The 20,875-nt window shown below is 62.5% G+C and carries 16 protein-coding genes and 1 tRNA gene; 2 read left to right on the top strand and 15 right to left on the bottom strand.

Annotation, left to right across the window (positions count from 1 at the left end; all coding sequences use genetic code 11):
• Positions 1–66: 66 nt before the first annotated feature.
• The 3 genes from fusA to rpsL form a co-directional block, all read right to left on the bottom strand.
• Complete coding sequence (gene fusA / locus C9427_RS32715) at positions 67–2,157, bottom strand: elongation factor G (RefSeq protein ID WP_107653088.1); 2,091 nt, start codon at positions 2,155–2,157, stop codon at positions 67–69.
• 29 nt (positions 2,158–2,186) lie between these two features.
• Positions 2,187–2,657 (bottom strand): 30S ribosomal protein S7, encoded by a 471-nt coding sequence (gene rpsG, locus C9427_RS32710; RefSeq protein WP_008875664.1) that lies wholly within the window; start codon positions 2,655–2,657, stop codon positions 2,187–2,189.
• A gap of 65 nt (positions 2,658–2,722) precedes the next feature.
• Positions 2,723–3,094 carry a 30S ribosomal protein S12 gene (gene rpsL / locus C9427_RS32705; RefSeq protein ID WP_006333356.1) on the bottom strand — a complete coding sequence of 124 codons (372 nt, stop codon included), beginning with the start codon at positions 3,092–3,094 and terminating at the stop codon, positions 2,723–2,725.
• Positions 3,095–3,567: 473 nt separating this feature from the next.
• On the opposite strand from rpsL, the gene C9427_RS32700 reads away from it, so the two are divergent.
• Together C9427_RS32700 and C9427_RS32695 are read left to right on the top strand one after the other, a co-directional pair.
• Positions 3,568–3,849 carry a transcriptional regulator gene (locus C9427_RS32700; RefSeq protein ID WP_097577466.1) on the top strand — a complete coding sequence of 94 codons (282 nt, stop codon included), beginning with the start codon at positions 3,568–3,570 and terminating at the stop codon, positions 3,847–3,849.
• 132 nt (positions 3,850–3,981) lie between these two features.
• Positions 3,982–4,917, top strand: coding sequence for a Gfo/Idh/MocA family protein (locus tag C9427_RS32695; protein ID WP_107653087.1), 936 nt, complete (start codon positions 3,982–3,984; stop codon positions 4,915–4,917).
• A gap of 48 nt (positions 4,918–4,965) precedes the next feature.
• Here C9427_RS32695 and C9427_RS32690 read toward each other — a convergent pair whose 3' ends face one another.
• The 12 genes from C9427_RS32690 to C9427_RS32635 form a co-directional block, all read right to left on the bottom strand.
• Positions 4,966–5,631 carry an O-methyltransferase gene (locus C9427_RS32690; RefSeq protein ID WP_107653086.1) on the bottom strand — a complete coding sequence of 222 codons (666 nt, stop codon included), beginning with the start codon at positions 5,629–5,631 and terminating at the stop codon, positions 4,966–4,968.
• 80 nt (positions 5,632–5,711) lie between these two features.
• On the bottom strand, positions 5,712–9,908 hold the full coding sequence (gene rpoC, locus C9427_RS32685; RefSeq protein WP_107653089.1) for a DNA-directed RNA polymerase subunit beta': 4,197 nt from the start codon (positions 9,906–9,908) through the stop codon (positions 5,712–5,714).
• Between the two features lie 135 nt (positions 9,909–10,043).
• Positions 10,044–14,180: a DNA-directed RNA polymerase subunit beta gene (gene rpoB / locus C9427_RS32680; protein ID WP_107653085.1), complete on the bottom strand. Its 4,137-nt coding sequence runs from the start codon at positions 14,178–14,180 to the stop codon at positions 10,044–10,046.
• A gap of 258 nt (positions 14,181–14,438) precedes the next feature.
• Entirely contained in the window at positions 14,439–14,816 is a 378-nt protein-coding gene (gene rplL, locus C9427_RS32675) for a 50S ribosomal protein L7/L12 (RefSeq protein WP_008875658.1), read from the bottom strand.
• Between the two features lie 54 nt (positions 14,817–14,870).
• Positions 14,871–15,389: a 50S ribosomal protein L10 gene (rplJ, locus tag C9427_RS32670; protein WP_008875657.1), complete on the bottom strand. Its 519-nt coding sequence runs from the start codon at positions 15,387–15,389 to the stop codon at positions 14,871–14,873.
• A gap of 395 nt (positions 15,390–15,784) precedes the next feature.
• On the bottom strand, positions 15,785–16,483 hold the full coding sequence (rplA, locus tag C9427_RS32665) for a 50S ribosomal protein L1 (protein WP_097574965.1): 699 nt from the start codon (positions 16,481–16,483) through the stop codon (positions 15,785–15,787).
• A 4-nt stretch (positions 16,484–16,487) separates the two neighbouring features.
• Positions 16,488–16,916: a 50S ribosomal protein L11 gene (gene rplK, locus C9427_RS32660; protein WP_006202140.1), complete on the bottom strand. Its 429-nt coding sequence runs from the start codon at positions 16,914–16,916 to the stop codon at positions 16,488–16,490.
• A 172-nt stretch (positions 16,917–17,088) separates the two neighbouring features.
• Positions 17,089–17,616, bottom strand: coding sequence for a transcription termination/antitermination protein NusG (gene nusG, locus C9427_RS32655; RefSeq protein ID WP_008875655.1), 528 nt, complete (start codon positions 17,614–17,616; stop codon positions 17,089–17,091).
• A gap of 27 nt (positions 17,617–17,643) precedes the next feature.
• The gene (gene secE, locus C9427_RS32650; RefSeq protein ID WP_107653084.1) at positions 17,644–17,847 is read right to left on the bottom strand and encodes a preprotein translocase subunit SecE; all 204 of its coding nucleotides are present in this window, start codon (positions 17,845–17,847) and stop codon (positions 17,644–17,646) included.
• A gap of 373 nt (positions 17,848–18,220) precedes the next feature.
• A tRNA-Trp gene (locus tag C9427_RS32645) sits at positions 18,221–18,296 on the bottom strand.
• Positions 18,297–18,404: 108 nt separating this feature from the next.
• Complete coding sequence (locus tag C9427_RS32640; RefSeq protein ID WP_107653083.1) at positions 18,405–18,884, bottom strand: group II truncated hemoglobin; 480 nt, start codon at positions 18,882–18,884, stop codon at positions 18,405–18,407.
• Between the two features lie 89 nt (positions 18,885–18,973).
• A complete protein-coding gene (locus C9427_RS32635) occupies positions 18,974–20,665 on the bottom strand; it encodes a COG3904 family protein (protein WP_107653082.1) in 1,692 nt (563 codons plus the stop codon).
• Between the last annotated feature and the right edge of the window lie 210 nt (positions 20,666–20,875).

Raw genomic sequence — 20,875 nt, 5'->3', positions numbered from 1 at the left:
GTGATGTCTCCATTCCTGCTCGCCCGTGCGGGCTTTGAATTAAGTTAGCGCTGCAACCCGTGCGAGTTACGCGTATTTCTTCTGGACTTCCTGGGCGACCGCGGTCGGCACCGGCTCGTAGTGGTCGAACTGCATCGTGTAGGCAGCGCGCCCCTGGCTCATCGAGCGCAAATTGTCGACGTACTTGAACATGTTGGCGAGCGGCACCATGGCGTTGATGACCACGGCAACGCCGCGGGCTTCCTGGCCCTGTATCTGGCCGCGACGGCCGTTCAGATCGCCGATGACGCTGCCGACGTAGTCCTCAGGCGTCACCACCTCGACCTTCATGATCGGCTCGAGCAACTGCACGCCAAGCTTTGGCGCTGCTTCACGGAAGCAGGCACGGCCGGCGATTTCGAAGGCGAGCACCGAGGAGTCGACGTCGTGGTAGGCGCCGTCGATGAGCGTCGCCTTGACGCCGATCATCGGGAAGCCCGCGAACGGGCCAGACGTCATGACGCTGTTGATGCCCTTTTCGACGCCGGGGATGTATTCCTTCGGCACCGCGCCGCCAACGATCTTCGATTCGAACTCGAATTCGCTGCTTTCCGGATTTGGCTCGAAGAGAAGCTTGACGCGGGCGAACTGACCGGTACCGCCGGTCTGCTTCTTGTGCGTGTAGTCCTGCTCGTGCTTGCGGGTGATCGTCTCGCGATAGGCCACCTGCGGCGCGCCGACATTGGCCTCGACCTTGAACTCGCGACGCATACGGTCGACGATGATGTCGAGGTGAAGTTCGCCCATGCCGGAGATGATGGTCTGGCCGCTTTCCTCGTCGGTCTTGACGCGGAAGGACGGATCCTCGGCGGCCAGGCGGTGAAGGGCGAGGCCCATCTTTTCCTGGTCGTTCTTGGTCTTCGGCTCGATCGCGATCTGGATGACCGGGTCTGGGAATTCCATGCGCTCGAGGATGACCGGATGCAGCGGATCGCTGAGCGTGTCGCCGGTGGTCGTGTCCTTGAGACCGGCAAGAGCGACGATGTCGCCGGCAAAAGCCTCTTCGACGTCGGCGCGCGAATTCGCATGCATCTGCAGCATGCGGCCGATGCGCTCCTTCTTGCCCTTGACCGTGTTGTCGAGCGAGACGCCCTTGGTCAGCTTGCCCGAATAGATGCGGGCAAAGGTCAGCGAACCGACGAACGGGTCGTTCATGATCTTGAAGGCGAGCATCGACAGCGGCTCGTTATCGTCGGCGTGACGCTCGATCTCGGCATCGGTCTTGGCATCGACGCCCTTGATGGCTGGAACATCGGCCGGCGACGGCAGATATTCGACGACGGCGTCGAGCAGCGGCTGGACGCCCTTGTTCTTGAAGGCCGAGCCGCAGAACATCGGATAGAACTTGACCGCGATGGTGCCCTTGCGGATCAGCGCGCGGATCTCATCGTTGCTCGGCATCTTGCCTTCGAGGTAATTCTCAAGCGCCGTCTCGTCCATTTCGACGGCGGCCTCGATCATCTTCTCGCGATATTCCTCGGCACGGGCCTTGAGGTCGGCCGGGATCTCGACGACGTCCCAGGCAGCACCCAGCGTTTCGTCGCGCCAGACCAGCGCGTTCATCTCAACGAGGTCGACGACGCCCTTGAACTCTGTCTCGGCGCCGATCGGCAGTTGCATGACGACGGCATGCGCACCGAGGCGCGAACCGATCATCTCGACCGAGCGGTAGAAGTCGGCGCCGATCTTGTCCATCTTGTTGCAGAAGATCATGCGCGGCACGCGGTACTTGTCGGCCTGGCGCCAGACGGTTTCCGTCTGCGGCTCAACACCGGCATTGGCATCGAGCAGCGCAATGGCGCCGTCGAGCACGCGCAGCGAACGCTCGACCTCAATGGTGAAGTCGACGTGGCCGGGGGTGTCGATAATGTTGAAGCGGTACATCTTGCCGTCACGACCCTTCCAGAAGGTCGTGGTCGCGGCCGACGTAATGGTGATGCCGCGTTCCTGCTCCTGCTCCATCCAGTCCATGGTGGCAGCGCCGTCATGGACTTCGCCGATCTTGTGCGACTTGCCCGTGTAATAGAGGACGCGCTCGGTGGTCGTCGTCTTGCCGGCGTCGATATGCGCCATGATACCGAAATTGCGGTAGTCTTCGATTTTATATTCGCGGGCCATCGTAGCTGCCTCTCAGTCTCGTTCGCGCTTTACCAGCGGTAGTGCGCGAAGGCGCGGTTGGCTTCTGCCATCTTGTGGGTGTCTTCACGCTTCTTGACGGCGGTGCCGCGGTTGTTGGCCGCGTCCATCAGCTCGCCGGAGAGGCGGTCGACCATGGTGGTCTCATTGCGGTTGCGTGCGGCGGCGATCAGCCAGCGAATGGCCAAAGCCTGACGGCGCTCGGGGCGCACGTCGACCGGAACCTGGTAGGTGGCGCCGCCGACGCGACGCGAACGCACTTCCACATGCGGCGCGACATTGTCGAGCGCCTGATGGAAGACGGTGACCGGCTCCTGCTTGGTCTTGGACTGGACCTGGTCGAGCGCGCCGTAGACGATGGTCTCGGCAACCGACTTCTTGCCATCATACATGACGGCGTTCATGAACTTGGTGACGATCAGATCGCCGAACTTGGGGTCCGGATTGATCTCACGCTTTTCTGCACTGTGACGACGGGACATGGCTTTTGTCTCTCAATCTCTCATAGCCCGGCGCAGTCAAAAAAAGCGCCGAAGCCGGAAAACCCTTACTTCGGACGCTTGGCACCGTATTTCGAACGGCGCTGCTTGCGGTTCTTCACGCCTTGCGTGTCGAGCACGCCGCGGATGATATGGTAGCGCACGCCCGGAAGATCCTTGACGCGGCCGCCGCGGATCATCACCACGGAGTGCTCCTGAAGGTTGTGACCTTCGCCGGGGATGTAACCGATCACTTCAAAACCATTGGTCAGGCGGATCTTGGCCACCTTGCGCAGCGCCGAGTTCGGCTTCTTCGGCGTCGTGGTATAGACGCGCGTACAGACGCCCCGCTTCTGCGGGTTCTGCTGCATGGCCGGGACCTTGTTGCGCTTCACCGGCGCAATGCGCGGCTTGCGGATCAGCTGGTTGACGGTAGGCATTAAACCCTCTTGTCTCTCAATTCCGTGTCTCGCCCGGTCAGGGCCGCTCAAAGCGTCATTTCCATACGCAAATTCGGGCCACAAACCGCGCCTCGCGGTCTTGCCCGAACAAATGGCAGAGGAAGCGGAGACCGCTTCATGCACGCCGGAAATGTCTTTTCGCTCGTAAAACGAACCCTGTTTGAGGCAAACTCCAAAGCGTGTCGCTTCGGAAGGGAGAGCCTCACATCGGTTCTGACTGGGCGGCTTCTACTCGCAAGCCTGTTGTCCGTCAACCCCGGAGCGCCAAATATTGCGCGCCAACGAAGGCTTGGCAGCCATGCGAAAAACGCATGTAATTTTCTTTCGCCATTTTGCAAGGGCGGGGAAGAAAGTGACCGGGTTCTGGCTGTCATGCGGCCGTGCTTCATGCGAAAAAGCGGCATGAACGGCGCAATCCCCTGCCCGCCAAACCTATACAGAGGAATCGGTCCGTGAACGACAATGAGGAACGCCCGGTCACCATCATCACCGGCCGGGTGTGGAAAAGAAAAGGCGGCAAGCCGGAAGGCGTCCACGTCATGCTGGTCGCGCCCGACGACGATTCGGCGGTGCGGCGCACCCTCGAATCGCTGGCGGCCGAAGGCTATGCCGAGGCCGAGCTCGACCAGATCGGCGACATGGAGGGCGTCCCCGACGACGAGCCGCATCTGTCGGCCTATCAAGGCGCGCTCGAGGGCGAAGTCTCGATCGTCACCTTCGACGTGCCGCTCTGACGCAGGACCGATCTGGGTGGCATGCAAGGGCGAGCCGCTGCAGCAGCAGCCTGCGTCGAGGCTTGCCCGGCATCGGTTCTCTGCTAAGAACCAATCTTTGCTAGCAGCACCTTTCCAATCGTCGGAGCCCCCATGTCCAGGAATAGCGACCCCATCAAGATCGGCATCGTCGGCGTGGGAAAGATCGTTCGCGACCAGCACCTTCCGGCCCTGGCGAAGGACAAGGATTATCGCCTGACCGCCGCGGCCAGCCGGAATGGCAAAGTCGACGGCATTCCGAATTTTCCTGATATCGAAGCGATGCTTGAGGCGGTACCCGAGCTTGAGGCCGTATCGCTCTGCATGCCGCCGCAATTCCGTTACGATGCGGCGCGGACGGCGCTGGCGGCGAAGAAGCATGTCTTTCTGGAAAAGCCGCCCGGCGCCACGGTCAGCGAGGTCGAAGACCTCAAGACACTGGCGGCGGCAAAAGGCGTTTCGCTGTTCGCCAGCTGGCACTCGCGCTACGCGCCGGCGGTCGAGGCCGCGCGCGCATTCCTCGGCTCGGCCAAGATCAAATCGGCCGCCATCAACTGGAAGGAAGACGTGCGCCGCTGGCACCCGAACCAGGAATGGATCTGGGCGCCGGGCGGCTTCGGCGTCTTCGATCCCGGCATCAATGCGCTATCGATCGCAACCCATATCCTGCCAGCGATGTTCATCACCTCGGCGGTTCTGGATTTCCCCGAAAACCGCGCGTCCCCGGTCGCGGCACATGTCGCCTTCCGCACCTCTGATGGATTGCCGGTGACGATGGAACTCGACTGGCTGCAGACCGGTCCGCAAAGCTGGGATATTCTGGCCGAGACGGACCAGGGTAAAATGGTGCTTTCCGGCGGCGGCACGAAGCTCGCCATCGACGGCCGCGTCGTCCACGACGAGCCGGAAGCAGAGTACCCGATGCTCTACAGGCGCTTTGCCGAGATCGTACGCGCCGGCACCTCGGACGTCGACCTCGCCCCGCTCCAGCATGTCGCCGACGCCTTCATGCTCGGCAAGCGCACTGTGGTCGAGGCGTTTTTCGACTGATCAGTGGGCGTCGGCCGGATCGCAGGTCCGGCCGCTCACCGCGCAAGCTCAATTGACGATCGCTATCGCAAAGCCGTCATAGCCCTTGGCGCCGACTGTCTGGATGGCAGTGCCGTCCAGGCGCTTGTCGCCGCCGATGAACGAGAACGCCGCGCGTGCGCCTTCGACGTTGACGTCACGGCCATCCTCATCCAGCACCGCGCCGTCACGGATGACGTTGTCGCAGACGATGACCGTTCCCGGCCGCGACAGCCGCATGGCCCATGACAGATAGTTCGGGTTGTTCGGCTTATCGGCGTCGATGAAGATCAGGTCGAACGGACCGGCGTTTTCGCTGCCCAGCGCGGTGAGCGACTGAAGCGCCGGACCGGTGCGTAGGTCCACCCGGTCCGAGACCCCTGCCCGCTCGAAGTTCGACCGGGCGACCCTGGCATGATGCGGGTCGAGTTCGAGGGTCACGATCTTGCCGTCGGCGGGCAATCCCCTTGCCATCCATATGGTCGAGTAGCCGCCAAGCGTGCCGATCTCCAGCACCTTCCTCGCGCCACCGATGCGCACCAGCAGCGATAACAGCTTGCCTTGAGCGGCCGAGACGTCGATCGCCGGCAGACCCTGGTCGCGGTTTGCCGCGAGCACCGCGTCAAGCACGGGATCCGCTTCGAAGAGAGAGGAAACGATGTAGTCGTCGACATCAGTCCAAATCTTCTTGCTCATGTTCTTCTCGATCCCTGGGAAAGCCAAAATGCGAAAAGGGGCCGCTTGGGCCCCTTTCCTTCTTCTCTTTCATCCCGCGCTTACTGCGCGGCGGTGACCATGTCGGTCAGCATCGGCTCGGCGACCTCGACGCCCGAGGCCTTGCGGCGCTCGTCGATAATCAGCTCGTCGCGCGAGGTGGCGATGCGCCGGATCGCGCTCATCGTGCCGCCGGTGCCGGCCGGGATAAGCCGGCCGACGATGACGTTTTCCTTCAGCCCCTGCAGCATGTCGGTCTTGCCGGCAACCGCCGCTTCGGTCAGCACCCTGGTCGTCTCCTGGAAGGAGGCGGCAGAGATGAAGGACGGCGTCTGCAGCGAGGCCTTGGTGATGCCGAGCAGCACCGGCTGGCCTTCGGCCGGCTTCTTGCCGTCCTCGATCAGCCGCTCGTTGACCTCTTCCAGCTCGATCACGTCGACGTGGTCGCCCGGAATGTAGGTCGAATCGCCCTGCGTCGTGATCTCGACCTTCTGCAGCATCTGGCGAACGATCACCTCGATGTGCTTGTCGTTGATCGACACGCCCTGCAGGCGGTAGACTTCCTGGATCTCGTTGACGAGGTAGGAGGCAAGCGCCTCCACGCCCTTGATCGCCAGGATGTCGTGCGGCGCCGGATTGCCGTCGAGGATGTAGTCGCCCTTCTCGATGACGTCGCCGTCCTGAAGATGGAACGGCTTGCCCTTCGGGATCAGGTATTCGACCGGCTCAAGCGTCGAGTCATGCGGCTCGATGATGATGCGGCGCTTGTTCTTGTAGTCGCGGCCGAAGCGGATCGTGCCATCGATCTCGGCGATGATGGCGTGATCCTTCGGACGGCGTGCCTCGAACAGTTCGGCAACACGCGGCAGACCGCCGGTGATGTCCTTGGTCTTGGCGCTTTCCATCGGGATACGCGCCAGCACGTCGCCCGGCTTCACATGCGCACCCGGCTCGACCGAAAGAATGGCCTCGACCGAGAGCAGGAAGCGGGCGTCGCCGCCCTTCGACAGTTTGCCGACCTTGCCCTTGGCGTCCTGGACGACCATCGCCGGCTTCAAGTCGTTGCCGCGTGGCGTCGAACGCCAGTCGATGACCTCGCGCTTGGTGATGCCGGTCGATTCGTCGGCCGTTTCCTGAACGGAAATGCCGTCGACCAGATCCTCGAACGCCACCCTGCCCTCGATTTCGGTGAGGATCGGGCGGGTATAAGGATCCCACTCGGCGACACGCTGGCCGCGCTTCACCTTGTCGCCGTCGTCCACGAAGATGCGCGAACCATAGGTGACGCGGTGCGTGGCGCGCTCCTTGCCGGCCTCGTCGAGGATCAGGACCGCCATGTTGCGGCCCATGACCATCTGCTGGCCGTCGGAGTTGCGCACCACGTTGCGGTTGCGGATCTCGACCTTGCCCTCATAGGAGGCTTCAAGGAACGAGCTATCCACCACCTGCGCCGTGCCGCCCATGTGGAAGGTACGCATGGTGAGCTGGGTGCCCGGCTCGCCGATCGACTGCGCCGCGATGACGCCGACGGCTTCGCCCTGGTTAACCGGGGTGCCGCGGGCCAGATCGCGTCCGTAGCAGACCGCGCAGACGCCGATCCTGACCTCGCAGGTCAGCGCCGAGCGGATGCGGATCGACTGAACGCCGGCCTTTTCGATCTGCTCCACATCGCGTTCGTCCATCAGCGTTCCGGCCTTGACCAGAACCTCGCCCGACACCGGATGGGTGATGTCGTCGAGCGACGTACGGCCCAGCACGCGCTGGCCGACGGAAGCGACGACCTGGCCGGCATCGACGATCGGCTGCATGGTGAGGCCCTTGTCGGTGCCGCAGTCGAGCGAGTTGACGATGCAGTCCTGCGCCACGTCGACCAGACGACGGGTGAGGTAACCCGAGTTCGCCGTCTTCAAGGCGGTGTCGGCCAGACCCTTGCGGGCGCCGTGGGTCGAGTTGAAGTACTCGAGCACGGTCAGGCCTTCCTTGAAGTTCGAGATGATCGGCGTCTCGATGATTTCACCCGACGGCTTGGCCATCAGGCCGCGCATGCCGGCGAGCTGGCGCATCTGGGTGGGCGAGCCGCGCGCACCGGAGTGCGACATCATGTAGATCGAGTTCATCGGCTTTTGACGGCCATTGTCCTCGAACTCGACCGCCTTGATGCGTGCCATCATCTCGTCGGCGACCTTTTCCGAGCACTTGGCCCAGGCGTCGACGACCTTGTTGTACTTCTCGCCCTGCGTGATCAGGCCGTCATTGTACTGCTGCTCGTATTCCTTGGCCAAAGCCTCGGTGTCGGAGACCAGCTTGATCTTGGCATCCGGGATCAGCATGTCGTCCTTGCCGAACGAGATGCCGGCGCGGCAGGCGTGGCTGAAGCCGAGCGCCATGATGCGGTCGCAGAAAATGACCGTCTCCTTCTGACCGCAATGGCGGTAGACGGTGTCGATCATCTTGGAGATGTTCTTCTTGGTCATCTCCTGGTTGGCGGTCTCGTAAGGCACGTTGACGTTCTTCGGCAGAAGTTCGCCGATGATCATGCGGCCAGGCGTCGTGTCATGGATCTTCGACACGACATTGCCCTCGGCGTCGACCGTGCGGAAGCGGCCCTTGATCTTGGAATGCAGCGTCACCGCCTTGGTCTCGAGCGCGTGCTGGAGTTCGCCCATGTCGGCAAACACCATGCCTTCGCCCGGCTCGTTCTGGTTGACGATCGAGAGATAGTAGAGACCGAGAACCATGTCCTGCGACGGCACGATGATCGGCGCGCCGGAAGCCGGGTGCAGGATGTTGTTGGTCGACATCATCAGCACGCGGGCTTCAAGCTGCGCTTCCAGCGACAGCGGCACGTGAACGGCCATCTGGTCGCCGTCGAAGTCGGCGTTGAAGGCCGTGCAGACTAGCGGGTGAAGCTGGATCGCCTTGCCTTCGATCAGGATCGGCTCGAATGCCTGGATGCCAAGGCGGTGCAGCGTCGGCGCGCGGTTCAACAGCACCGGATGCTCGCGGATGACCTCGTCGAGGATATCCCAGACCTCCGGACGCTCCTTCTCGACAAGCTTCTTGGCCTGCTTGACGGTCGAGGAATAACCCTTGGCGTCGAGGCGGGCATAGATGAAGGGCTTGAACAGTTCGAGCGCCATCTTCTTCGGCAGACCACACTGGTGCAGCTTGAGCTCCGGACCGGTGACGATGACCGAGCGGCCGGAATAGTCGACGCGCTTGCCGAGCAGGTTCTGGCGGAACCGGCCCTGCTTGCCCTTGAGCATGTCGGACAGCGACTTCAGCGGACGCTTGTTGGCGCCGGTGATGACGCGGCCGCGGCGGCCATTGTCGAACAGCGCATCGACGGCTTCCTGAAGCATGCGCTTTTCATTGCGCACGATGATGCCGGGGGCGCGCAGCTCGATCAGCCGCTTCAGGCGGTTGTTGCGGTTGATAACGCGACGATAGAGATCGTTGAGGTCGGACGTGGCGAAACGTCCACCATCAAGAGGAACCAGCGGGCGCAGGTCCGGCGGGATCACCGGGACCACCTTCATGATCATCCACTCCGGACGGTTGCCGGATTCCATGAAGTTCTCGACGACCTTGAGCCGCTTCAGATACTTCTTCTGCTTCAGTTCGGACGTGGTCGAAGCCAGCTCCGAACGCAGGTCGCCGGCGATCTTCTCCAGGTCCATGCCGGCCAGGAGATCGTGAATGGCCTCTGCGCCGATCATGGCGGTGAAGCTATCCTCGCCATATTCGTCGACGGCGATCATGTACTCCTCCTCACTGAGAAGCTGGTGCTCCTTCAGTGCGGTCAGACCGGGCTCGGTGACGATGTAGTTCTCGAAGTAGAGGACGCGCTCGATGTCCTTCAGCGTCATGTCGAGCAGCGTGCCGATGCGCGAGGGCAGCGACTTCAGGAACCAGATATGGGCGACGGGCGCGGCGAGCTCGATATGGCCCATGCGCTCGCGGCGGACGCGCGACAGCGTGACCTCGACGCCGCACTTCTCGCAGATGACGCCCTTGTACTTCATGCGCTTGTACTTGCCGCACAGGCACTCATAGTCCTTGATCGGACCAAAAATGCGCGCGCAGAACAGGCCGTCGCGCTCCGGCTTGAAGGTGCGGTAGTTGATGGTCTCCGGCTTCTTGATCTCGCCGAACGACCAGGACAGAATCTTCTCAGGGCTGGCGAGCGAAATCCGGATGGAATCGAACACCTGCGCCGGCGCCTGGGGATTGAAGAGATTCATGACCTCTTGGTTCATGCCGTTCTCCTTTTCGGGGTCCTCGAAAACCCCTTGCATCTAGCGCGGGCCGAATGCCCGCTGAGTGGTCGGCCCACCGGCCGAAAATTTCTGCATCCGGTCGCGGGAGCCATCTCCCGCGACCGGATGTCTTGTTTACTCGGCCGCGTCGGGCAGCCGGACAGGGTTGTCGTCGAGCTTGGTGTTCTCCAATTCGACATTGAGACCGAGAGACCGCATTTCCTTGACCAGAACGTTGAAGCTCTCCGGAATGCCGGCCTCGAACGTGTCGTCGCCTCTGACGATCGCCTCGTAGACCTTGGTACGGCCGGCGACGTCGTCCGACTTCACCGTCAGCATCTCCTGCAGCGTATAGGCGGCGCCGTACGCTTCGAGCGCCCAGACCTCCATTTCGCCGAAGCGCTGGCCGCCGAACTGCGCCTTGCCGCCCAGCGGCTGCTGGGTAACGAGCGAGTACGGTCCGATCGAACGCGCGTGGATCTTGTCGTCCACAAGGTGGTGAAGCTTGAGCATATATATGTAGCCCATCGTCACCTTGCGATCGAACGGCTCGCCGGTGCGTCCGTCATAGAGCTGCGACTGACCGCTGGTGTGCAGGCCCGCCTGCTCCAGCATGATGTTGATGTCAGCCTCGTGCGCGCCGTCGAACACCGGTGTCGCGATGGAGACGCCGCGGCGCATCTGCTCGCTGAGGCGAACGATGCTCTCGTCGTCATATTCGCGGATCGGCTCGTTGCGGTCGTTGGCCGGCATGAAGCTCTCGAGCGTCTTGCGCAGCGGCTTGATGTCGCCGGCCGTCTTGTACGCGTCGATGAGATCGCCGATCTTCCTGCCCATTCCGGCGCAAGCCCAGCCCAGATGCGTTTCCAGGATCTGGCCGACATTCATGCGGCTCGGCACACCCAGCGGGTTGAGCACGATATCGGCATGCGTGCCGTCCTCGAGGAAAGGCATGTCCTCGACCGGAACGATGCGCGACACGACACCCTTGTTGCCGTGCCGGCCGGCCATCTTGTCGCCGGGCTGCATCTTGCGCTTCACGGCCACGAAGACCTTGACCATCTTCATGACGCCCGGAGGCATTTCGTCGCCGCGCTGCACCTTCTCGACCTTGTCCATGAAGCGCTGTTCGAGCGCCTTCTTGGAATCGTCGTACTGGCCACGCAGCGCTTCCAGTTCGCTCTGGAGCTTTTCGTTCTCCACGGCAAACTGCCACCACTGCGAACGCGGATACTCGTCGAGCGTGTCCTTCGACAGCTTCGAGCCCTTCTTGAACCCCTTCGGCCCGGCAATCGCTTCCTTGCCGACGAGAACGTCGGAAAGACGCGAATAGACGTTGCGGTCGAGGATCGCCTGCTCGTCGTCGCGGTCCTTGGCGAGACGTTCGATCTCCTCGCGCTCGATCGCCATGGCGCGCTCGTCCTTCTCGACGCCGTGACGGTTGAACACGCGCACTTCGACGACGGTGCCGAAAGTGCCCGGAGGCATGCGCATGGAGGTGTCGCGCACGTCGGACGCCTTTTCGCCGAAGATGGCGCGCAGCAGCTTTTCTTCCGGCGTCATCGGGCTTTCGCCCTTCGGCGTGATCTTGCCGACCAGGATGTCGCCGGGCTGCACTTCCGCGCCGATATAGACGATGCCGGCTTCGTCGAGGTTCTTCAGCGCTTCTTCCGAGACGTTCGGGATGTCGCGCGTGATTTCCTCCGGACCGAGCTTGGTGTCGCGCGCCATGACCTCGAACTCCTCGATGTGGATCGAGGTGAAGACGTCGTCGGCGACGATGCGCTCGGACAAGAGGATGGAGTCCTCGTAGTTGTAGCCGTTCCACGGCATGAACGCGACCAGCACGTTGCGGCCGAGCGCCAGATCGCCGAGTTCGGTCGAGGGACCGTCGGCGATGATGTCGCCCTTGTTGACCCGATCACCCATGCGCACCAGCGGACGCTGGTTGATGCAGGTGTTCTGGTTCGAACGCTGGAACTTCATCAGCCGGTAGATGTCGACGCCGGACTTGCCGGGATCGAGATCTTCCGTGGCGCGGATGACGATACGCGTCGCGTCGACCTGGTCGACGACGCCGCCACGACGAGCACCGATGGCGGCACCCGAGTCACGGGCGACGATCGGCTCCATGCCGGTGCCGACGAACGGCGCTTCGGCGCGCACCAGCGGCACGGCCTGACGCTGCATGTTCGAGCCCATCAGCGCGCGGTTGGCGTCATCGTTCTCGAGGAACGGGATCAGGGCGGCTGCCACCGACACCATCTGCTTGGGCGAGACGTCCATCAGATCGACGTTTTCGCGCGGCGCCATCATCACTTCGCCGGCGTTACGGCAAATGACGAATTCGTCGACGAAACCACCGTTCTTGTCGAGCTCGGCATTAGCCTGCGCGACGTGGTGCTTGGCCTCTTCCATCGCCGAGAGATAGACGACTTCATTGGTCAGCTTGCCGTTGACGATCTTGCGGTACGGGCTCTCGATGAAGCCGTACTTGTTGACGCGCGCAAACGTGGCCAGCGAATTGATCAGGCCGATATTCGGGCCTTCCGGCGTCTCGATCGGGCAGATGCGGCCGTAATGCGTCGGGTGCACGTCGCGCACCTCGAAGCCGGCGCGCTCGCGGGTCAGACCGCCCGGTCCAAGCGCCGAAAGGCGGCGCTTGTGGGTGATCTCCGACAGCGGGTTGGTCTGATCCATGAACTGCGACAGCTGCGAGGAACCGAAGAACTCGCGCACGGCGGCGGCCGCCGGCTTGGCGTTGATCAGGTCCTGCGGCATCACCGTGTCGATCTCGATCGAGGACATACGCTCCTTGATCGCGCGCTCCATGCGCAGCAGGCCGACGCGGTACTGGTTTTCCATCAGCTCGCCGACCGAGCGCACACGGCGGTTGCCGAGATTGTCGATGTCGTCGATCTCGCCCTTGCCGTCGCGCAGTTCGACCAGCGTCTTGACCACGGCCAGGATGTCGTCCTTGCGCAGCACGCGCACGGTGTCCTCGGCCTTGAGCTCGAGGCGCATGTTCATCTTGACGCGGCCGACGGCCGACAGATCATAGCGCTCGCTGTCGAAGAACAGCGAGTTGAACATGGCTTCGGCGGTCTCGAGCGTCGGCGGCTCGCCGGGACGCATGACGCGGTAGATGTCGAACAGCGCGTCCTGGCGGCCCTCGTTCTTGTCGACGTTGAGCGTGTTGCGGATATAGGCGCCGACATTGACATGGTCGATGTCGAGAACCTTGATCTCGTCCTCGCCGGTGCCGAGCAGCACCTTCAGCGTCTTGTCGTCGATCTCGTCGCCGGCTTCGAGGAAAATCTCGCCGGTGGCGTAGTTGACGATGTCCTCGGCAAGGTAGTTGCCGAGCAGATCCTCGTCGGTCGCCTTGATCGCCTTGAGACCCTTTTCGCCCAGCGCCCTGGCCTGGCGTGCGGTGATCTTCTTGCCGGCCTCGACGACGACTTCGCCGGTGTCGGCATCGACCAGGTCGCCAACGGCCTTGAGGCCGCGGAAACGCTCGACATTGAAGGGAATGCGCCAGTGGTCGCCGGCGCGCTTGTAGGTGATCTTGTTGTAGAACGTCGACAGGATCTCCTCGCCGTCCATGCCGAGCGCCATCAGCAGCGACGTCACCGGAATCTTGCGGCGGCGGTCGATGCGGGCGTGCACGACGTCCTTCGAATCGAACTCGATGTCGAGCCACGAGCCGCGATAGGGGATGACGCGGGCGGCAAACAACAGCTTGCCGGACGAATGCGACTTGCCCTTGTCATGGTCGAAGAAGACGCCCGGCGAACGGTGCATCTGCGAGACGATGACGCGCTCGGTGCCGTTGACGATGAAGGTGCCGTTCAAGGTCATGAGCGGCATGTCGCCCATGTAGACGTCCTGCTCCTTGATGTCCTTGATCGACTTGGCGCCGGTATCCTCGTCGATATCGAACACGATGAGGCGCAGCGTCACCTTCAGTGGCGCGGCATAGGTCAGGTCGCGCTGACGGCATTCGTCAACGTCGAATTTCGGTCCTTCGAACTCGTACTTCACGAACTCCAGCATCGAGGAGCCGGAAAAATCGGAGATCGGGAAGACCGACTTGAAAACGGCCTGCAGTCCCTCGTCCGGACGCCCGCCCTTGGGCTCGTCCACCATCAGGAACTGGTCATAGGATGCCTTTTGAACCTCGATCAGGTTCGGCATCTCCGCAACTTCCGGGATCTTTCCGAAGAACTTGCGTACGCGTCTGCGGCCATTGAAAGTCTGGGTCTGGGCCATCGTCGCTCCTTAGCTCTAAACTCGGGACGAACCTCGCCGCGGTTCGCCTTGCATTCGCGGCCACCTCGGCGGCGGCCCTTCAATCAGTTCTCCGGCCGCCTGTCGGCGGTCGGCTAGAACGGGAGAAAACCCGTTTCCTGAAGGCCGGTTTCAAGGCCCTCAGGAAAGAGGTTTTCGTACGTCTCGCGTAACTCAGGCCTCCCTTCACGCGAAGGGAGTGGCGGACGGCGCGAGGCCGCCCGCCGCTTTAGACAACGCTTACTTCAAGTCGACCTTGGCGCCGGCTGCTTCGAGCTGGGCCTTGAACTTGTCCGCGTCGGCCTTGGAAACGCCTTCCTTGACCGGCTTCGGAGCCGCCTCGACCAGGTCCTTGGCTTCCTTGAGGCCAAGACCGGTGATGGCGCGGACTTCCTTGATGACGTTGATCTTCTGAGCGCCCGCCTCGGTGAGGACGACGTCGAATTCCGTCTTTTCCTCGGCCGGAGCAGCAGCGGCCGCAGCACCACCAGCGGCGGCAACCGCCACCGGAGCAGCGGCGGAAACGCCCCACTTTTCTTCCAGAAGCTTCGACAGCTCGGCCGCCTCGAGGACGGTCAGCTTCGAAAGGTCGTCTACGATCTTTGCCAGATCAGCCATTTGAATGTTCCTTCATAAGGTTCGAACGTGTGTTTGTGATAGCGAGGAACGGCCTCATGCCGCCTCGTCCTTCCGGGCGTAAGCGCCGATGACGCGCGCGACCGAAGCCGCTGGCGCATTGACGATCTGGGCGATCCGGGTAGCCGGCGTGGCGATCATGCCAACCAGCCTGGCGCGCAGCTCATCGAGCGACGGAAGTGTGGCGAGTGCCTTCACACCGTCGGCGTTGAGCGAGGTGGTGCCCATTGCGCCGCCGAGAATGACGAGCTTGTCATTTCCCTTGGCGAAATCGGACGCGACCTTCGGCGCCGCAATCGGATCCTCCGAATAAGCGATCAGGGTCTGTCCCTTGAACAGCTCGATGATCGATGCGGAGTCCGTGCCCTGAAGAGCGATTTTGGCGAGACGGTTCTTCGCGACTTTGACGGTGCCACCGGCGGCGCGCATTTTCGACCGAAGGTCGTTCATTTGCGCGACGGTGATACCGGCGTAGTGGGCCACGACGACTGAACCAGCGCTTGAAAACGCATCATTCAGGCCCGTGACGAGTTCGCGTTTTTCCGCTCTGTCCACTGCCTATCTCCAGTTGACCCCTGCCCTTTTCACGAGGACAGGCGTCGGGTTGCCTTTTGCCGGCCGGGCCATCCAGTAACGGATCTCCCGAACGACGCTCGAGGATCCTGCCCCCTTTCGCCACACCTACGGCCAAGCCGGCGATGCGCAGACAAAAGGCAAACACGGTTCGAACCTTTCATTGGAGCTTGTGGCTCCGTTGTCCGGTCTTCACCCGTCTCATGCAGGCCCACATGAATTAAGGCCCCCCTTTTCAAACCAAGGCTCGGGCCGCCTGCAATCTCGGACAGGATGTCCGGAAGCCTTCCGACTTCCGGTACCGGGCCGCCGACAGGTCGGAGGCCCGGAATTCTTTTTCGGATCAGCCCTTTAGCGGCCGATCCGGGTGATTCGTATCAGGACGCCGCGAGCGTCGAGACGTCGAGCTTGAGGCCCGGGCCCATCGTCGAGGTGACCGACACCTTCTTGACGTAGTTGCCCTTGGCGCCAGCCGGCTTTGCCTTGGTCACCGCGTCGGCGAAGGCGCGGACGTTCTCTTCCAGCGCCGTCACGTCGAACGAGACCTTGCCGACGCCGGCATGGACGATACCGGCCTTCTCGACGCGGAACTCGACGGCACCGCCCTTCGATGCCTTGACGGCGGCGGCCACGTCGGTGGTGACGGTGCCGACCTTGGGGTTCGGCATCATGCCGCGCGGGCCGAGCACCTTGCCCAGACGACCGACCAGCGGCATCATGTCCGGCGTGGCGATGCAGCGATCGAAGTCGATCGTGCCCTTCTGCACGATCTCGACCAGATCCTCGGCGCCAACGATATCGGCGCCGGCAGCCTTGGCTTCCTCGGCCTTGTCGCCACGTGCGAACACGGCGACGCGGACCGAGCGGCCGGTCCCGTTCGGCAGGTTGACCACGCCACGGACCATCTGGTCGGCATGGCGCGGGTCGACGCCGAGGTTCATGGCGACTTCGATGGTCTCGTCGAACTTCACCGAGGAACGATCCTTGAGCAGCTTCAGCGCTTCACCCAGCGCGTAAGCCTTGTTGGGATCGATGCCTTCACGGGTCTTCGATACGCGTTTTGCAATCTTTGCCATGATCTCAGCCCACCACTTCCAGGCCCATCGAGCGGGCGGAGCCCTCGACCATGCGCATGGCCGCCTCGACGTCGTTGGCGTTCAAATCCTTCATCTTCTGCTCGGCGATGGCGCGCACCTTGTCGCGGCCGATCGTGCCGGCCTTGACCTTGCCCGGCTCCTTCGAGCCCGACTTCAGGTTCGCTGCCTTCTTCAGGAAGTAGCTCACCGGCGGCGTCTTCATGACGAAGGTGAACGACTTGTCCTGGTAGTAGGTGATGACGACCGGGATCGGCGAACCCTTTTCCATTTCCTGGGTCTGCGCGTTGAACGCCTTGCAGAACTCCATGATGTTGATGCCGCGCTGACCAAGTGCCGGGCCGATCGGGGGCGACGGCGTAGCCGAGCCCGCGGCAACCTGGAGCTTGAGCTGGCCTGCAACTTTCTTAGCCATCTCTATTCCTGCCTTTTCTCATGCCGGCCCCACTATCGGGGAAACATCGGCGGTTGCAGTCTGGTGGTGCGGTTCGTGCGGCCGGCTAAAGCCGCATTCGCCTCCCACCCGTTCAGGCCGCGCGTTTTTCCGCGCCGCCTCCTTGCCGCCAACCGGCGGCGAGGATTTCGGATCAGCCCTTTTCGACCTGTCCGAATTCGAGATCGACGGGCACGGCGCGCCCGAAGATCGAAACTTCCACCTTGAGCCGCGCCCGCTCCTCGTCCACTTCCTGGACGAAACCGTTGAACGAGGCGAACGGACCGTCCGAAACGCGGATCGCCTCGCCGATCTCGAAGGTGACCGAGGGCTTGGGCCGCTCGACCCCTTCCTGCACCTGGTTCAGGATGCGCTGGGCCTCGGCTTCGGTGATCGGCACCGGCTTGGAGTCGCCCAGGAAGCCGGTGACCTTCGGCGTATTCTTCACCAGCGAGAAGATCGCATCGGTCAGATTGGCCTTCAGCAGCACATAGCCCGGGAAGAACTTGCGCTCGGCATCGACCTTGCGGCCGCGGCGGATCTCGACGACCTTCTCGGTCGGCACCACGATCTGCTCGATGTCGGCGGACAGGCCCTTCTGCTTGGCCTTGTTCTCGATATCCTCGGCGACCTTCTTTTCAAAGTTCGAATAGGCGTGGACGATGTACCACCGCGCAGTCATCTCAAGACTTCTCCGTAATCGCCGGACTTAGCGTCCAATGCCCAGAATCTGCTCGACCGCGATGCCCATGAGCTGATCGGCGGTGAAGAAAAAGATCATCGCGATCAGAGCGAACGCCAGGACCATCACCGTCGAGATCATCGTTTCGCGGCGCGACGGCCAAGTCACCTTGGCGGTCTCCGAGCGAACCTGCTGGAGAAAGACGAAAGGATTTGTGGTTTTCGAAGCCATGTGCCGCTCTGTCTTCAAGACCCGTTGGCCGGGTCTCCTGGATGATCCCGCTGGCCGGGACGTGCCGCCTGAACCTCATGGCCGCGCCGAATCAGCGCAATCATTTCGCCCATGCAAATCGGACGCGTAAAGCCGGGTTCCCAGCTCCACGCGTCGCGTGTCTGTTTCGTCTACATAAAACCGATTCTTGATCCACGCAAGTGGCAAGTGTCCGCTTTATGACCAAACGCCGCCTCGGAACCATCCAGTCGTCCCGTCCCGGCTATCGGGCTCTTATGCCCCAACTCAGCCTATATGGCAAGTCATCGGCCGATTTTCAAAGGCCGGTTCCTGTAAACCAGGCTTTTTCCGAGGAATCGCCATTTCGCAGAAATGGCACGGGCAGCAGGGCTCGAACCTACGACCTGCGGTTTTGGAGACCGCCGCTCTACCAACTGAGCTATGCCCGTATCGTGCGCATGTCGGCGCAGCAGGCGCTTCCTAAAAGCTTCCGCGCGCGCTGTAAAGAGCGGCGTGTGGGGTGGGTGGCGGAAAACAGGGACCCGTGGCCTGCCCCGTTATTCGCCGCCCGGCTTGTAGGGCCCGCCCGGCACGCCCCAGCCCCAGGCCGGCATCGGTTCGGTCTCGGGATCGCAGGTCTCGCCAAGGTTGGAATTCATCCTGGCCAGCCTCGATCCCCATTCGATGTAAGCCATGAAAGCCGAGCGGAATTCCGGATCGTCCGGCAGACCCACCTCATCGGCGGCATCGGCCAGCAGTTCGATCCAGCGGCGGCGCTGTTCCTCGGTCAGGTACTTGCCGAGATGGTGCATGACCATCTCGCGGTGGCCGCCATGCTTTTCGCTGTAGGTCTTCGGCCCGCCAAAGACCTCGCCGATGAAGGCGGCGACATGGGCGGGATGATCGGGCGACATGGTCTTGAACACCGGACCGACGATGGGGTCCTGAAACACCTTGTCGTAGAAAGTCCGCGTCAATCGGTTCAGCGCCTCGGTGCCGCCGGCCCATTCGAACAATGTCGGGACGCTCTCGTTCATCGCCGATCCTCGATTGTGATCGGCCGGGACGATAGCGGAAGAATCGCGGCGAACTCAACCTGCCTCGATGGCCAGTTCGGCCGGCGAAGCTACAGTTTCGGGGGCGTTGCGGCCTCGGCATTGGCCGACGGCATGACCCTGCAATTGTCGGGCTTCGGCACCGATCTGCAGATGGTGGCGCCGGTCAGCTCGTCCACCGATTGGCGTCCCGTCGTCAGCCCGAGCTTCAGCATCGTGTCAGGTTCGAGCTGGTGCCGGACTGAATTGCGCTGAATTGCGGTGAATAGATCCCGGCCAATCGCCATGTCGTCGAGATAGACCTCAACCTGCCGCGCTTGCCCCAACGATTGAACACTGAGGCGCGCGCTGGGGCCGACAAGGCGCCTGACACCGCTGGCGACCACGATCGCACAGGCCGCATCGCATTCGCTGCCTGAATCGATGGTAAGCCCGGCATGGATGCCATCCAGCCCGGCATGGACTCCATCCCTGGCGATGCAACCCACCGCCCCGGGATCACAGTCGACGAAGTCGGTTCGGGCGACGACGACGTCGAGCTTTTGCTCCCGGATCAGCCGGCCGGCCGCAATAGCGCCGAGCACGTCGCCTCCAGGCGAGCTGATCACCACGGGCAGTCTTCGCCCACTGAGGGTATCGAGCAACTTGCGCAGCCTGTCAGGGGTCCCGGCGGTGATCGTGCCTTCCGCCGAGATCCACTCCGGGCAATCGGGATTGCACAGCGGGTTGCTGCCGCGAACGAGGGCGAAGCGCATCTCCGCCTCTTGCTTTGGCGGCACGGTCCCAGCCGGCTGAGGAATCTCGGGCTTGGCTTCGACCGTCGGCACGTCGGCCGGCTCTGCGCCCTTGTTCGCCGGTATTTCCCGGCAATTCGCCGGCACCGGAGTTGCCTTGCATATGGTCGGCGTGGTCAGGAGGTCGAGGGAATCGAGGCTGGTGACCAGGTTCGTCTGCAGCATGTCGTACGGGGCCAGTTGCTGGATGCCGCTGGCCGGGGTGTTCTTCATCGTTTCGAGCACGCCGAGGCCGACGCCCATTTCCTTGAGATAGGCTGCCAGCCTCTTCTCCACCGCCTTGCTCATCTCGTAGGTCTTGTAGCTGCCGGCGTTCTTGCGGCTGACGATCTTCTTGTCGATGATCTTCTTCTTGCCTCTCACCACGCGATAGGTGGTCCGGTACTGCAATTTCGTCCGGATGTAGGTCGTGGTGATCTGATGGACGCCGAGATAGGCCCACTGCCCGACGACGCGCCTGATGCCACCGGCAAACATCAACGGGCAGGCTGAATTGCAGATAGCGCCGTTGGCATAGGGATTGCCGAAATAGCGGGCGCCCTTGCCGTCGTTTTCCTTGCAGTCCTTGGCATCGGGCTGGCAGCCGGTGAACCGGGTCTTGCCAACCGCGATATCGAGCTTGTTCTTACGGATCAGCCGGCCAAGCGCCAGCGCCGCCTCGACGTGGCCGCCGGGAGAATCCACGACGACAGGCAGCTTTCGGCCGCGGAGCGCCTTGAGCGTGCGTTTGAACCGAGCCGGCGTGCCGGCTTCGATCGTGCCCTCCGCCGATATCCATTCCGGGCAGGTCGGCTCGCAACCCGGTGCATTGCTGCGGACGACGACAAACCGCATCGTCGGACCAAGATCGGGCACGGGCTTCTTTGTCTTCGCCGCGAAGGCGGCGTGCCCGATGACACAGAACGACACCAGGCAGATCAGCCTGAGCGACCACCATGTCCGGCCATTCAAACGATGCCACCAACCCATTTGGGCAAGCCCCCTCGATACAACCTATACTAGTTGCGGTGGCGGCGCTTGCAACAGGTTTTGAAATGACGGCTTGCCCGCTTCCAAGAGGCTGTAACGCAAGGCCACAATGCAAAAAGGGCGGCCCGAGGACCGCCCTTTCTGTTTGGATTCCGGCGAAGGCCGGCGCCAATTATTCTTTGATGGTGACGACGATGCCGGCACCGACGG

This window comes from Mesorhizobium helmanticense, from assembly GCF_003034915.1.
Taxonomy (GTDB): Bacteria; Pseudomonadota; Alphaproteobacteria; order Rhizobiales; family Rhizobiaceae; genus Mesorhizobium; species Mesorhizobium helmanticense.
Note: the sequence above shows the minus strand (reverse complement) of the source record. Positions and strands in the feature narration are given on the sequence as shown.

Coding starts and splice junctions, on each gene's coding strand:
- C9427_RS32635 (WP_107653082.1), bottom strand. CDS start 20,665: ATGGGTTGGTGGCATCGTTTGAATGGCCGGACATGGTGGTCGCTCAGG.
- rpoB (WP_107653085.1), bottom strand. CDS start 14,180: ATGGCCCAGACCCAGACTTTCAATGGCCGCAGACGCGTACGCAAGTTC.
- rpsL (WP_006333356.1), bottom strand. CDS start 3,094: ATGCCTACCGTCAACCAGCTGATCCGCAAGCCGCGCATTGCGCCGGTG.
- nusG (WP_008875655.1), bottom strand. CDS start 17,616: ATGACTGCGCGGTGGTACATCGTCCACGCCTATTCGAACTTTGAAAAG.
- rpsG (WP_008875664.1), bottom strand. CDS start 2,657: ATGTCCCGTCGTCACAGTGCAGAAAAGCGTGAGATCAATCCGGACCCC.
- rplA (WP_097574965.1), bottom strand. CDS start 16,483: ATGGCAAAGATTGCAAAACGCGTATCGAAGACCCGTGAAGGCATCGAT.
- C9427_RS32690 (WP_107653086.1), bottom strand. CDS start 5,631: ATGAGCAAGAAGATTTGGACTGATGTCGACGACTACATCGTTTCCTCT.
- fusA (WP_107653088.1), bottom strand. CDS start 2,157: ATGGCCCGCGAATATAAAATCGAAGACTACCGCAATTTCGGTATCATG.
- rpoC (WP_107653089.1), bottom strand. CDS start 9,908: ATGAACCAAGAGGTCATGAATCTCTTCAATCCCCAGGCGCCGGCGCAG.
- rplL (WP_008875658.1), bottom strand. CDS start 14,816: ATGGCTGATCTGGCAAAGATCGTAGACGACCTTTCGAAGCTGACCGTC.
- C9427_RS32640 (WP_107653083.1), bottom strand. CDS start 18,884: ATGAACGAGAGCGTCCCGACATTGTTCGAATGGGCCGGCGGCACCGAG.
- secE (WP_107653084.1), bottom strand. CDS start 17,847: ATGGCTTCGAAAACCACAAATCCTTTCGTCTTTCTCCAGCAGGTTCGC.
- rplK (WP_006202140.1), bottom strand. CDS start 16,916: ATGGCTAAGAAAGTTGCAGGCCAGCTCAAGCTCCAGGTTGCCGCGGGC.
- C9427_RS32695 (WP_107653087.1), top strand. CDS start 3,982: ATGTCCAGGAATAGCGACCCCATCAAGATCGGCATCGTCGGCGTGGGA.